Origin of the sequence: Sulfurihydrogenibium sp., from assembly GCF_027448985.1 — a bacterium.
Lineage (GTDB): Bacteria > Aquificota > Aquificia > Aquificales > Hydrogenothermaceae > Sulfurihydrogenibium.
Genome location: NZ_DAIDMN010000005.1, coordinates 19,447 through 33,482 on the forward strand (window position 1 = coordinate 19,447; position 14,036 = coordinate 33,482).

A 14,036-nucleotide genomic window follows, 5' to 3' on the forward strand; every position below is an offset into this window, starting at 1 on the left:
TTTTTTCTTTAGATTTTATTATATCACATCTTGTAAATTTCTGTTAGTATTTCCTTACCACCTTTCTTTATAAGAATGTTAGCTAACTTTTCACCTAAATCTTTTGCTTGATTTAAAGAATCATCTGATATTTTCTCTGACAGTGTTTCTTTTATAAATCTTTTTCCTTCTAAATCTGCAATGAATCCGGATATTTTAATATCTCCATCGATTATTTCACAGTATGCTCCAAGTGGAACTTGACAACCTCCTTCCAACGTCTTTAAAAAACTTCTTTCTGCGGTTGCTCTAATAAAACTCTCTCTATCGTTGATGGTTTGTAAGATGTTTAAGACTTTCTCATCGTCTAATCTTGCTTCTATTCCGAGAAATCCCTGACAAACAGCCGGAATCATCTCATCCGGAGAAAACACATAAGACACTTTACTATCAAGTCCTAATCTTTTTAATCCGGCGTATGCAAGGATTATAGCATCGTACTGACCTTCTTCCAACTTTCTTATCCTTGTATCAACGTTTCCCCTTAAATCTTTTATCTGTAAATCATCTCTGATTTTCATTATCTGTGATTTTCGTCTTAAACTACTTGTTCCAACTACCGCTCCCTTTGGTAGTTCATACAATGATTTATACTTTGTAGATAAAAAAGCATCCCTTGGGTCTTCCCTTTTGGTAATAGCTACAATGCCAAGACCATCGGGAAGTTGTGTAGGAACATCCTTTAACGAATGGACCGCAACATCTATATCGCCTTTTAACATTGCATCTTCTATCTCTTTAACAAATAGACCTTTTCCACCTATTTTTGCCAATGGAACGTCTAATATCTTATCTCCTGAAGTTGTGATTTTAACAATTTCTACGTCCACATTCGATGTTTTTTTTAGAAGTTTTGCTATGTAGTTTGCTTGCCACAGTGCCAACTGGCTTTTTCTTGTTCCTATCCTTATTTTCAAAAATCACTCCTTGAAGTTTTTGTTAAAAAATTATACTTAATTTTTAAGTAAGACAGAAGTTGGATTTTCAAAAAGGTCTTTTTTCTTGATTATCACTTTCAGCTCTTTTATATCTTTTAATTCTTCTAAATACTCTTGTCTTGTTAAGATGTTGACTTTCCCTTGTTTCATAAACTCTTTCACTTCATCTGGAGAGTTGAGTGGTACTATCCTTTTTTTTAAGTAAAAAGAAAAAGCCGGATTGTACCTTTTGTAATAACCAATGGGTAAGTCTTTGTCTATGTAAGGAAGTATTACTCTAACGGAAGATTCTCTGTCAACTTTTGGCATGACTACATAAAAGAACACCAAACTCATTAAAACAGACGAGACAAATAAAGAACCAATAACTTTACTGATCTCTTTGTAAAAGATGATAGAGGAAACTGCTCCAAAAGTCAAAATAAAGAAAAACCAAGAATAATCAGCAATTAAATAAAGATTTTTATCACCTTTCAAAGAAAAGTAAAGGAAAAAAGGAATTGAAGAAGTCAAAACCAAATAGAAAATCAAACTATAAAAATACTTGAAATTTTTTAACTTTTCTAATGTAAAAGCAAGAAGTATTGATAAAGCCGGATAAACCGGAACTGTGTAGTTTGGAAGTTTAGTTTTTGAGATACTAAAAAAAAGAGTATAGATAAAAACAAAGATAGCTAAAAGCAAAATAGATGGATTAAATCTACTTTTAAAAACCTCTTTTGTCATTTGTGGTAAAAATACACTAAAAGGTAACATACCTACAAAAACGAAGATAAACGTGATTAAAAATATACCACCGTGACCTTCCATAGAATCAGAAAAACGAGAGATGTTGTGTTTAAACAAAAATTCTTTAATCCATACCCAATCTGTTTTGATTCCGACAGCAACATACCAAGGAATGGATATCAGAAAAGTCAAAATTAAACCTTTAAAAATTTTCATCTGTTTCAACACTGAAAGTTCTTTCCTTAAAAGTAAAAAAATAAAAATGGTAAAGGATGGTAAAACAAAAGCAACTAAACCTTTTGATAAAATTCCAAATCCTAATGAAATGTAAAACAGATATATATATTTTTCTTTTTTTTCTTGATAAAACAGATAAAAAGAAAATATTGAAGCAGTGATAAAAAATATCAAATATGGGTCTGGAACAGCCATATGAAACTGAAACACAAAATGCAACGAAGAAAGTAAAATAATGTAAGAAAAAATAGCTATTTTTTCATCAAAAACCCTTTTAGCAAAAAGGAATGTTAGCATTACTGTAAAGCTTCCAAACAAAGAAGAGAAAAATCTTGCTGAAAACTCGTTAACACCAAACATTTTATACGCGAACATCATAAAGTAGTAGTGTAAAGGTGGTTTGTCTGTTCTAAGTTCATAGTTGAAAGTAGGAACTATAAAATCTCCCCTTTCAAGCATCTCCCTTGCACATGAAGCATTTTTGGCTTCATCAAGACTAAAGATAGATATTCCCCATATGTTAGAAACAAACAGTAAAAAAGCAAAAAACCAAAGGAAAAAGTTTTTAAAAAACTTCATCAAGTAGGTATAACCTTCTCAACTTCAAAGTTAACAATATTCCTTTTCTCTTTACTAAACTCTATTCCAATTAGGTATATCTCTTTGTACTTGTCTTGGTACTTCTCATAATATTTTTTCTCTTTTATCTGCTCTAAAGCTTTTCCTTCTTGGCTTTCCTCTATCACTTTAAACTCTATTATGTAAACCTTTTCTTGTGATATCACCGTCAGGTCTATCTTTCCTTTATTTGTGGTATCTTCCGCTATGGTTGTTAAGCCACTTCCGGTAAATAATGCGTATATTACAGATGCGTAAAAACCTTCGTACTGGTATATGTCGTTTTTCCTGTACCAGTCTGTTGGTATGCTTGCAAAAAAGCTGTATAGGTTTTGTTTTACTTGGTCTAATTCTGCGTTCTCTAATGCTTCTGCTATCTTTATCTTATACTCTGATGGTTCTGCGTCGTAAAATAGGTACTCTAAAAGTGTACTGTTTAGGCTCATTTTTACTTCCAAGTTTGGATAGGTTAGTATGTATATGGTCCTTGCTCCTATCTTTTTTGTTTATAAGTAATTTTATCAAAAATGTGGGTGTTCCGGTTTCAAACCAGTAAGGTCTAAACATTTTGTTGGCAAATAGTAGTAGTATGTCAAAAGGGTTATAAACAGGTTCTCCAAGCCAGTTGTAGCCGTTGTACCATATTTTTACTTCTTCTTTGTCAAAGTCTTTTATTCTGTCTTCAAAGACAGTTTCTAAATCTGTCTGGGTATATCCACATACGGTTGCAAATTCTGGAAGTAGTGTTATATCCATAAGTTGGTTTAGTCCACTGAATATAGATACTTTTGAGAATCTTGATACTCCTGTTAAAAATACAAGGTGTAGGTATGGGTCTGCATCTTTCAACACAGAGTAGAAATCTTTTAACACTTCTCTGTTTTCTTTTGCTATATCCGGTTCTTCTATCCTGTCTAATATTGGTTTGTCGTATTCGTCTATCAATACCACTACTTTTTGGTTGTGTTTTTCTGATAGTTTTTCTATAAGCTCTTTAAACCTTAAACTTAGGACTTCTTCCGTTAATTTAATGTTTTCTTCAAGTGCAATTTTATTTATGAAAGAGTTTATTATCTTAATTAGTTTATCTTTGTTATCAACCACACCACTACCAAAACTTATATGTATAACCGGATATTTTTTATCCCAATCCCAGTTATTATACAAATACAAACCTTTAAACAGTTCTCTGTTTCCACTGAATGCTTCTTTTAGAGTATCTAAAAATAAAGATTTTCCAAATCTTCTTGGCCTGCTTAAGAAGAAGTATTTTCCTTTTTCTTGTAGTTTTTTTACAAATGGAGTTTTGTCTACATAGTAGTATCCTTCCGTAAGTATCTCTTTTAGGTTTTGTATTCCTATTGGTAGTTTTTTCATCTAAATTATCCCTAAGTTAATTGTATTCTAAAAATTAATTTTATCATAACTCTGTAATATAATATAAATGGATGTATGAAAAAATTTTTTATTGGGCTTTAGAGTATATACAAAGAGCTCCGGAAGAACCGGGAGTCTACATTTTTAAAAATGAAAAAAATCATTACGTATACATCGGTAAAGCTGTTAATATAAAGAACCGTCTTAAAAACCACTTTCAACAATTAAAAACAGACCCAAAAGAAAGGAAGATATTCTCTGAAAGTAGTGTTATCCAATGGATTATAACAAAGTCTGATTACGAAGCGTTTGTTTTAGAAAGCGAACTGATAAAACAGTACAAACCAAAGTACAACGTAAGATTAAAATCCGGAAGTGGTTATCCGATGCTTGTTATAACAGATGAAGAGTATCCAACAATAAAGATAAGTAGAAAGTATGGAGAGATAAAAGGGAGTTATTTTGGACCATTTTTACCTGCAAAAACTGCAAGAGCTATGAAAGAACTTATCCATAAACTATTTAAATTACGAACATGTGACCCACTACCAAAAAGAAACATAGTGTGTTTTGACTACCACCTTGGACTTTGTTCAGGACCCTGTGCCGATAAAATATCTAAAAGGGACTACAACGAAGATGCACAGGTTACCAAAAGTTTTTTATCCGGAAATGTAAAAAACGTCGTATATCAACTTTACGACAAGATAAACATCTACACCCAAAAACTTATGTTTGAAAAAGCTGCTACCGTAAGAGACCAAATAAAAGCGATAGAAACCGTTATAAGAAAGCAGGAAGTTATGGGTATTCCTTTGGAAGAAGCTGATATTTTTTACTTTATAGGAAAAAAAGTTTATCTGATTGTAATAAGGGGGCATACAATAATAGGAAAAGAAGAGTTAAAATTACACAGTGAAGAGTTTGAAGAAGGAAACGAAGTATTCATTTTAACTTCATACTACACAGATAACTACATTCCTGAAAAAATAGTGTTAAATAAACCCGTTGAAGACTTAGAGAATTTTAGACAATGGCTTTTGAAATCAAAAAATAAAGAAGTTGAAATAGAGTTTAACATACCTCAAACGATAGAAAATTTTATAAAGAGAAACATTAAGGTAGATGATTTAGATTCTTTAAAAGAAAGTTTTGAAAAAACATTTGGATTTAGTCTTCCAAGCCGGATTGAATGTTTTGATATATCTCATCTGCAAGGAAGTTTTACGGTAGGTTCTTGTGTAGTATGGGAAAATGGAGTTATGAATAAAAAGGAGTACAGAAGGTTTAAAGTAAAATCGGTTGGACAGATTGATGACTACGCATCTTTAAGGGAAGTCCTTACAAGAAGATTTAAAAAATACTTTGAGATGGAGAATCCTCCTGAACTTGTTTTGATAGATGGAGGAAAAGGACAACTTTCTCAAGGAATAGAAGTTAGAAATAAACTTGGTTTGAATATAAGAGTTTTCTCAATAGCTAAAAAAGAAGAGATTTTATACACAGATGATGGTAAGGAAATTAGACTTTTTGAAAATCAAGATTTGTTAAAGTTATTTACACAATTGAGAGATGAAGCTCATAGATTTGCTATCACCTACAATAGAAAATTAAGAGAAAAAGAGACTTTAAAGTCCGTTCTTGATGGTATAGAAGGTATAGGAGAAAAGAGAAAAGAGATACTCTACAGAACCTACAAAACATTGGATAACATACTAAAAGCCTCCGATGATGAGCTTAAAAAACTTGGGATTCCTATCTCTGTTGCCCAGAGGATAAAGAGTTATCTGACATCTTAACTTTATCCGGTTTTTGTTTGTAGTAAAACATTATTCTATCAACAAGGTTCTTCAAAACAGTTGCAGAAACACCACCACCACCAATGTGTTCTCCCGGAAACTTGGGTTTTGGTTCGTTTGCAAACACTACAACTGTGAACAATGGTTTTTCAACCGGAAAAAATCCAGCAAACCACGTGTACCATTTTGAGTTTGAAAGAGCTTTTATTGTAGGGTCGTATTTTTGAGCTGTTCCGGTTTTACCTCCTATTGTAAAAAATTCAGATTTTCCGGATTTTGCTGTTCCATCTTCAACAACCAGCTTAAGGACAGGTTTTAATTTTTTTATACTCTCATCACTTAAAACTTTACGGATTACTTGTGGCTCAAAAGTTTTTACATAATTTCCGGATTCATCTGTAAAACCTTTCAAAAGCATTGGTTTAACTAAATATCCACCGTTTGCAAAAGCAGAATAAGCAACACCTACCTGTAAAGGTGTTGCAGTCCAGTTTTGACCTATGGAAGCGTAAGCGATGTTAACAGGTCTGTAATCTTCCTTTAGAAATCCGGATGCTTCTCCTGGAAAAACACCTGTTTTTTGACCAAAACCCATATCTCTCAACTTTTTATAAACAGCTTTAGGGTCCAATCTTAAAGCTATCTTTATGGCTCCTACGTTTGAAGAGTGTTGTATGATTTGAATGGGAGTTAGAAGACCAAACCTTTTATGATCTTTTATCTTTACACCATCAACGTATACTGCTCCATTTTGGCAATCAATGATTTCGTTTAAATTAACCTTCCCTTCATCTATAGCCTCTGCCAAAAAAATTGGTTTTGCTACGGAGCCAACCTCATAAGCATGTTGGAATATTATATTTTTTCTATTTTTATACATTTCATAGTTGTTAGGGTCGTAGTTAGGATATGTCGCAGCAGCAAGAATCTCTCCTGTGTAAGGGTTCATTATCAAAACCGCAGCTTCCAATGGATTTCTCTCTTGAACCAACTCCATCAAAGACTCTTCCGCTATGTATTGAACGTTCATATCTATAGTTAAAACAGCATTGTAAGTTTTTTTAGTTATATCTGCATCTTCAATAGCTATAAGATTTCCTCTGGCATCTTTTAGAAACCTTATTTTTGCTTTACCACCACCAAGGTAATCGTTAAGTTGATACTCCATACCTTCCAGTCCAAGACCCGTTTTTTTACTTACAAATCCGATGGTACTTCCGGCTACTGAACCAAAAGGGTAAAATCTCATACTACCATCAATTATTCCTATGTTCCATTCCTTTAAGTCTGACCTTATCCTTTCAAGCTGTGGTTTTAAGGATTTATCCACGTTAGATGCTATAACTGTATAATTTTTTCTATCTTGAAGGATTTTTCTTAGGTTTTCGTAAGGAATTTTTAAAAGTAAAGATAACTGTTTTGCTACATTTTCTTTGTCTTTTATGTACTTGGGAATTACGTACACAGACAAAGTAGGAACACTTATAGCGGTAAACTTTCCATTTCTATCAAATATAGTTCCTCTTGGTAAAAGTACTTCTTCGTATTGGTAATATTGACTTTCTATGCGTTTTTGATAGTAGTCTCTGTTGAAAATCTGAAGACTCAAAAGTTTTCCAAATGCTGCTAAGAATGCGATAGAGAAAATCCCAAAAACAAGGTAGGTTCTAAATTCATTCATTTACATCTATAAACTTTACCTGATTGTAATCCACTTTTTTCATTCCACCTTCTTGTTTTGCTATCTCACTTATTCTTTCAGGAGAAGATAAAACGGTTATCTGATTTTTTAATTTAAAGTTTTCCGCTACCAAATAGTTCTTTTCCATGTTGAGTTTTGTTATTTCGCTTTCTACTTTGTAGTTAAGTTGGCTATACAAAACTAAAACCAAAAGAGAAGTTGCTATAATAAACAAACTGGATTTGTATTTAGAAAATCCTACCTTTATATCGTTAACAACTTCATCGTTTTTTAAAATCAAATCTTTTATCATCAGAGCCTCCTTGCCACTCTCATTTTTGCACTTCTTGAAGCTGGATTTTCTTTAATCTCATCTTCCTGTGGTGTTATAGGTTTTTTCGTCAATATTTCCAAAAACTTTAATTCTTTGTATTTTTTGAAGGTATTTTTAACTATCCTATCTTCAAGAGAGTGGAAGGATATTGCTATCAAAACTCCTCCTTTATCCAGTAGTCTGACAGCTTTTTCTAAAGCTTCTTCAATTTCGTTTAACTCGTTGTTTACTTCTATTCTGATGGCTTGAAATGTTTTTGTAGCTGGATGAATTTTTGAATGTCTTAAATTCGGTGGATAAGCCTTGTAGATAATATCAGCAAGTTCTTTTGTTGTTTCTATCTTTTTTCTTTTTCTATAATCTACGATACTCTTTACTATCCTGCGGGCAAACTTTTCTTCTCCATACTCGGATATTACTTTTAAAAGATGTGGTTCAGTGTAGTAGTTAACAACATAGTAAGCTGTTAAATCAGAAGATGTATCCATTCTCATATCGAGAGGTTCTTCTCTCTGGAAAGAAAATCCTCTTGGAAGTTTAAGTTGAAAGTGGGATACACCAAAATCGAATAAAATTCCCACAATAGGTTTTACATCCAAATCTTTTACGACTTTGTCTAAGTCTTTAAATGAAGACTTTACTAAATGGTACCTTCCTTCAAACTCTTTTAACCTTTCTTTTGAAACTTCAAGGGCATAATCGTCTTTGTCTATACCAATTAACTTAACTTTGGGATTCTGTTTTAGAATAAGGTAGGAGTGTCCACCACCACCTACCGTTGCATCTATAAAGTACCCTTCTTTTAAATCTTTTGTAAACTCTAAAACTTCCCTATATAAAACAGAATAATGACTTATCAACTAAACAGTTAACCTTTTTGTTGGAATTTTATAAACATCATCCATTATATCTATACCTGTTTGGAGTGTTTCGACCCAATTTATAAATTTGTTTACCATATCTTTACCTTTAAAGATTGCTCCATGTTGTGGTGCTATGATTTCTATATCAAGCTGTCTAACCATCTTTGCCCAGTTTCTTAACGCTCTACCACTGTTGATATACCTTTTATGAAATCCTTCCATGTACTTAATGTGCTCTTCAAAGTTTTCAACGTAAATATAATCCTGCCCTAAAGACGCTCCAAGGTCTCCAGAGTAAAGAATTTTTGATACAGGGTCGTAGACTTGAAGATTTCCGGGAGAGTGAAGCCAATGGGCAGGAAGTATGTAAATGTCAGTATTTCCAAGTTTTATTATCGCTCCTTCATCGTCTAATCCTATAATTCTATCTGCAACAAGTCTATCAACACCAAAGTGAGGAATGAACCTGAGCCACAGTTTTGATGCAATAGCGTAGGCTTTTGTTGTCATAAGCCATCCGTTGGCTGCAGCAACGATGTCAGGGTCTTGATGGGAAAAAAATATCCACTGTAAGTTGTCAACACCTATTATCGTTCCAATTTCCTGAAGAAGATGTTTGAATACTTTATGTCCTCCGGGGTCTAAAATCATACCTTTACCACTGTCAACAATCAAATGGACATTTGCTTGAACCATTTCTCCATGTCCAAAATCTTCTAAAAGAATGTTTTTATGGGTCCCATTGTCAAATAAGATTTCCATCCTTTTCCTCCTTTCTTTTTAAAGCGTTAAATACTCTTTCGTCAATTTTAAATATTTCATCAAATAAAAAATACTCTACTTTTGTTTTTTTTCTACTTTTTTTATATAAAAGTTCTGCTACTTCCGGATAATCTTTTACATGTTTGTAAAAAAAAGGTCTCCCAAGACTGTCTCTGAATCCTGCCAACAAAACACCTGTAAGTATAATGTCTATATCTATTGTTGGATAGTTGTCATACATACACATCGCTAAGGAACCTACAGCAGCTGTTCTTTCTAATATTCCACTTTCATAATTTCTTCCTTTTTTATCTTTTGCTTTTTCAAAAAGTTCAACCATCTCTTTATTTTCAAACACTTTGTTTAAGAGTTCTTTGTACTTTGGTTTTCTAACGTTGTTTTTCAACAAATTAATCTGATGCCATAGAAAGTCCAAAGCGTACGGTGTTTTATTCACCTTCAATTAGCCTCTTGTTGATTTTTATCTTTGCTTTTTTCTTTAAGTTGTCAACGTACATCTGGTATATATCGTTAAACTTCTGGCTTTTTATTATGGGTTCTACAGTTTTTTTCATCTCTTCCATTTTTTCTTTATCGGCTTGGGTTAACTGAGACAGTTTAAATATCAAAACTCCTTCATCTGTGTTTATCGGTTTTGATGTTTGACCTACTTTAAGATTGGTGATGTTGTTTAAGTAATCCGGTTTTACACCGTACTTTACCACAAACTCCTGAATTGTCATATCCGAGATGTTTGATTTTTCTACTTGGTTGTTGGAAAGTAAGGTAGTTATATCGGTTGTTTTATGGAGATTTTCCACTGCTTTTTGGTATTCTTCCCTTTTTAATTTTTGAGTAATTTCTGATTTTATCTCTTCAAAAGGTTTTGTTTTAACTACTTCTTCTTTAAATACTCCTATGTAGTAAGCATTTTGAGTTTTTGAAAATGAAACTTTTTTATCTTTTGACAAAGAGTCTACATCAGGTAAAATTTCAGATGGTAAGTTTTCTGGTTTTTTATCCGGATATATTTCTCCTTCAAAAAGCTTTTCTACTCCTTCCGGAATATTCTCCAAATTTCCGGATTTTGCTTTAACAAATAAATCTTTTGCAAGATTTTCCGCTTTCTCTTGCCCAAGTTTTGTGATATCTATTTTGAATATTTCAACCTTTTTTCCCTGCTGTGTTGCATAATCATTTTTATGCTTTTCATAGTAATCTTTCACCATCTGGTCAGTTATAACAGGTTCTTTGGGTTTTATTAAAGTTACTTCTCCGGATACTTTTGTCAGTTGCTTTTTTGTAAATGTTTCTACTTCTTCGTCTGATACGTACAATGAAGACAAAAGAATCGCTTTAATATGGTTTACGGTTAACTGCTTTTGTAAAATAGCCTCAAAACCTTCCGGAGTTAATCCCATAGAGTTTATTATTTGAAGATAAGTATTTTTATCAAATTTACCGTTTACTTGAAAAGCCGGAATGTTTAAAAGCTCCTCTTTCACCTGCTCTTTTGTCGCAACCAATCCCTCTTTTTCCGCTTGCTGGTATATAAGCTCGTTTTCTATAAGAGTATCGATTGCTTGTTTTGCTATTTCTTTTTTAAAAGGTGATATATCTATATTTTGACTTTGTAGATTCCTTGCCATCATCTCATAAGTGTAGTTAAACTCGTAAATAGGAATCTCTTTTCCGTTTACTTCAGCCGCACCATTTATCTCACCACTGAGTTTGTATATAATGATAGCTACTAAAGATGTAGCAACAAAAGCAAAAACTGTAATGTAAAGCACTAAATTTTTCCATTTAGAACCGGCTATTTTTGTAAACAATCCCTGTCTCCTTAAAAATTTTGAGAAATATTATATAATATTTAAATGGTTGATATTAAAACTTATCTAAAACAGCAATCTGATTTTATAAATAAGGTTTTACAGAGTTATATCCCAAAAGGTATACCTAAGGAACTTTTTGATGCTATGGAGTATTCGTTAACAGCTGGAGGAAAAAGATTAAGACCTATTCTTGTTTTAGAGTCTGCCAAAGCTGTTGATGAAAACATAAATGTAGAAGATTTTTTAGATGTTGCGTTAAGTGTAGAATTTATTCATACTTACTCTCTTATCCATGATGACCTTCCTGCTATGGATGATGATGATTTGAGAAGAGGAAAACCGACATGTCATAAAGTGTTTGGAGAGGCAATAGCAATCCTTGCTGGTGATGGACTACTCACATACGCTTTTGAGATGATTTCTAACAACAAAAAAATCAATCCGGATATTCTTTTAAGAGTCATAAACGTTTTATCTCATAATGTAGGTGTTTATGGAATGGTAGCCGGTCAGGCTGCAGATATTTTAGAAAGTTTTAAAGATATAGAGTTTATTCATACAAACAAAACTGCAAAATTTATATCCGGATGTTGCCAGATAGGAGGATTGCTTGCATCCGCTTCAGAAGAAGAAGTTAAAAATCTAAAAAACTATGGACTTTATATAGGTCTTGCGTTTCAAATTTGGGACGATATTTTAGATGAGATGGGAGATGAAGAAAAAGTAGGTAAAAAACTCCATAAAGATAAGGAAAAAAATAAAGTCACGTATCCATCTGTTTACGGTTTGGAAAAATCTGTAGAAATAGCCAAATCATATGTTGAAAAAGCAAAAGAAGAGATTAAAAATTTAAAAAATCCGGATATATTATTATTTCTTGCAGATTACATAGTAAGTAGAGAACTTTAAGAGGTGGTTAAGATGAAATACGGAGAAAAAGAGATATTAGAGGCAAAGTTAGAACCTTGGCCAAATCCTTATCCAGATAGAAATTACATTATAGATATAACTTTTCCAGAGTTTTCGTGTCTCTGTCCAAGGTCTGGATATCCGGATTATGCAACAATAAAGATAACCTATATTCCGGATAAATACATAGTAGAACTAAAATCTTTAAAACTCTACTTAAACAAGTATAGAAACCAGTATATATCTCACGAAGAAGCAACTAACAAAATATACGAAGACTTATACAATCTCCTAAAACCAAGAAAATTAGAAGTTGTAGGAGATTGGAACCCAAGAGGAAACGTAAAAACAATAATAAAAGTTAGTAGTGAAGATAATAAATAACTATTTTTTTAATTTTTCTAAAATCTTTTTATAAGTATCTTCATATTTTGGGTCTTTTTTAATTGTTAAAGCTTCCTCTATGTACTTCTGGGCTTCTTCGTATTTTCCTAACTCATACAACACGTAAGCTAAATTATTTAAAACATCCGGATTTCTTTCTTTTTCCAATGCCTTTAAATAATACTCAACAGCTTTTTCTTTTTCCCCTTTTTTATAGTAAAGGTTACCAAGATTAAAATAAGGTAAGTACCAATCCTTATTTTTATTTATTGCTTTTTTATACTCCTTTTCTGCTAAATCGAACATAGATTTTTTTTCATATACCACTCCTAAATCGTTGTGTTCTGCAGCAGATAAAGGATCATCGTATACAATAATTTTAGGTAGAGAACAAGAGGTAATAAAAAAAATAGTTGAAATTATAAAAAGTCTTTTTTTCATTTATAAACCACTAAAATAACTTTACCCAATTTTTCCCATTTTTGTTTAAAATCTTCATAAGAGATAAACTCCTTTTCTTTGTATCCTGTATTAACTATAAAACCTTTTTCATTATAACCTATAATCACGATATAATGTGGTTTAGATATTAACCAAAATCCTAAATCTATTAAAGCTATTACAGGCTTTTTTTCATCAATGAAAGATTTTATCTCTGTAATATCCGATGTTTTTAAAATAGTATAAAATCCTTTTTCTTTCGCAAAATTTTCAAGGTCTGTTATTAGTGCACCTTTTAATTTAGGATTATAAATAAACTTAGCAATATCCTCTTGGTCTGTCTTTTCGCCGTAAAATTGGAAAATAGAAGATAAAGAGGCAGGACCACAGTATTCATCTTTTTGTTTTACAAAAGGAACAGATAAAATGTTTGATGCGAATGAAAAATCCAAAAATATAAATATAAATAATATAATCTTTTTCATACTTTTAGAAAAAGTAAATGAGGGGGTGTTATCCCCTCAATGTATTTATCTAATTATGATTTCTTTATTTAACAATTTAAGAATGACTATGATAAGTAAAATAATTACCAAAATACCAATCGCAAAACCTATTCCATCTCCACCTGCCAAAACTTTATCAGATGCTTGAGCAAGCATATGTATCTGTTGGTCGTTCATTTTTGATAATTTTTCCTTTACTTCTTCTTCTGATAAGCCATAAGCTTTTAATTTTTCTTTTACAATTTGATTTTCTAAAGCTCTTTGAATCTTATCTATATCTATATTTCTCTGATTTTCTATAACAGATTGGTTATTAGACATTAAAGAATCAACCATTGCTGCTGGTGCTGATGCAGTTGATAATAAAGTCATATAACCTGCCATCGCTACTGCTATACTTGCTTTCTTTAATCTTTTTATCATTTAGCTTACCTCATGACATAAATTTTTGTTAATTTTATATTATAGTTTGAAAATTGTCAATATATCTAATAAATTAAATAATCAAACTCTAATTTCCAATTTAAATAATTTTAAAACAAACCAAGACAAGTAGCAAAACTTAAAGCTAAAATGAAGAAGTT

The 14,036-nt window shown here is 31.8% G+C and carries 14 protein-coding genes and 1 pseudogene; 3 read left to right on the plus strand and 12 right to left on the minus strand.

Features of this window, described 5'->3' with window-relative positions; genetic code table 11:
- Window positions 1-23: 23 nt before the first annotated feature.
- From hemC to NE054_RS01070, 3 genes and pseudogenes are all read right to left on the minus strand, one after another.
- Entirely contained in the window at window positions 24-956 is a 933-nt protein-coding gene (gene hemC, locus NE054_RS01060) for a hydroxymethylbilane synthase (RefSeq protein WP_297887348.1), read from the minus strand.
- A 36-nt stretch (window positions 957-992) separates the two neighbouring features.
- Window positions 993-2,522 (minus strand): glycosyltransferase family 39 protein, encoded by a 1,530-nt coding sequence (locus NE054_RS01065; protein ID WP_297887350.1) that lies wholly within the window; start codon window positions 2,520-2,522, stop codon window positions 993-995.
- Window positions 2,522-3,938 (minus strand): annotated as a pseudogene (locus NE054_RS01070) (ATP-binding protein). The gene NE054_RS01065 and the pseudogene NE054_RS01070 overlap by 1 nt, the downstream one beginning before the upstream one ends.
- A 71-nt stretch (window positions 3,939-4,009) precedes the next feature.
- Between NE054_RS01070 and uvrC the strand changes: the two are divergent.
- Window positions 4,010-5,737, plus strand: a complete 1,728-nt coding sequence (gene uvrC, locus NE054_RS01075; RefSeq protein WP_297887352.1) for an excinuclease ABC subunit UvrC — start codon at window positions 4,010-4,012, stop codon at window positions 5,735-5,737.
- On the opposite strand, the gene NE054_RS01080 is transcribed toward uvrC, so the two are convergent.
- From NE054_RS01080 to NE054_RS01105, 6 genes are read right to left on the minus strand one after another with little or no spacing between them, the layout of a single operon-like run.
- Window positions 5,694-7,418: a penicillin-binding protein 2 gene (locus NE054_RS01080; protein WP_297887354.1), complete on the minus strand. Its 1,725-nt coding sequence runs from the start codon at window positions 7,416-7,418 to the stop codon at window positions 5,694-5,696. The two genes, uvrC and NE054_RS01080, sit on opposite strands and share 44 nt — an antisense overlap.
- Window positions 7,411-7,731, minus strand: a complete 321-nt coding sequence (locus tag NE054_RS01085; RefSeq protein ID WP_297887356.1) for a cell division protein FtsL — start codon at window positions 7,729-7,731, stop codon at window positions 7,411-7,413. Before NE054_RS01085 ends, NE054_RS01080 begins: the two co-directional genes overlap by 8 nt.
- Window positions 7,731-8,612 (minus strand): 16S rRNA (cytosine(1402)-N(4))-methyltransferase RsmH, encoded by an 882-nt coding sequence (gene rsmH, locus NE054_RS01090; protein ID WP_297887358.1) that lies wholly within the window; start codon window positions 8,610-8,612, stop codon window positions 7,731-7,733. Before rsmH ends, NE054_RS01085 begins: the two co-directional genes overlap by 1 nt.
- The gene (locus tag NE054_RS01095) at window positions 8,613-9,377 is read right to left on the minus strand and encodes an MBL fold metallo-hydrolase (RefSeq protein ID WP_297887359.1); all 765 of its coding nucleotides are present in this window, start codon (window positions 9,375-9,377) and stop codon (window positions 8,613-8,615) included.
- Window positions 9,361-9,834 carry a hypothetical protein gene (locus tag NE054_RS01100; RefSeq protein WP_297887373.1) on the minus strand — a complete coding sequence of 158 codons (474 nt, stop codon included), beginning with the start codon at window positions 9,832-9,834 and terminating at the stop codon, window positions 9,361-9,363. The genes NE054_RS01095 and NE054_RS01100 overlap by 17 nt, the downstream gene beginning before the upstream one ends.
- A complete protein-coding gene (locus NE054_RS01105) occupies window positions 9,827-11,209 on the minus strand; it encodes a peptidylprolyl isomerase (protein WP_297887361.1) in 1,383 nt (460 codons plus the stop codon). The genes NE054_RS01100 and NE054_RS01105 overlap by 8 nt, the downstream gene beginning before the upstream one ends.
- A gap of 45 nt (window positions 11,210-11,254) precedes the next feature.
- Between NE054_RS01105 and NE054_RS01110 the strand changes: the two genes are divergently transcribed.
- Window positions 11,255-12,121: a polyprenyl synthetase family protein gene (locus NE054_RS01110; RefSeq protein ID WP_297887364.1), complete on the plus strand. Its 867-nt coding sequence runs from the start codon at window positions 11,255-11,257 to the stop codon at window positions 12,119-12,121.
- 12 nt (window positions 12,122-12,133) lie between these two features.
- Window positions 12,134-12,505 (plus strand): preQ(1) synthase, encoded by a 372-nt coding sequence (gene queF / locus NE054_RS01115; RefSeq protein ID WP_297887365.1) that lies wholly within the window; start codon window positions 12,134-12,136, stop codon window positions 12,503-12,505.
- Here queF and NE054_RS01120 read toward each other — a convergent pair whose 3' ends face one another.
- From NE054_RS01120 to NE054_RS01130, 3 genes are read right to left on the minus strand one after another with little or no spacing between them, the layout of a single operon-like run.
- On the minus strand, window positions 12,506-12,946 hold the full coding sequence (locus tag NE054_RS01120) for a tetratricopeptide repeat protein (RefSeq protein ID WP_297887367.1): 441 nt from the start codon (window positions 12,944-12,946) through the stop codon (window positions 12,506-12,508).
- Complete coding sequence (locus NE054_RS01125) at window positions 12,943-13,431, minus strand: C39 family peptidase (protein WP_297887369.1); 489 nt, start codon at window positions 13,429-13,431, stop codon at window positions 12,943-12,945. Before NE054_RS01125 ends, NE054_RS01120 begins: the two co-directional genes overlap by 4 nt.
- Before the next feature lie 45 nt (window positions 13,432-13,476).
- The gene (locus NE054_RS01130) at window positions 13,477-13,875 is read right to left on the minus strand and encodes a PA2779 family protein (protein WP_297887371.1); all 399 of its coding nucleotides are present in this window, start codon (window positions 13,873-13,875) and stop codon (window positions 13,477-13,479) included.
- Window positions 13,876-14,036 lie beyond the last annotated feature (161 nt).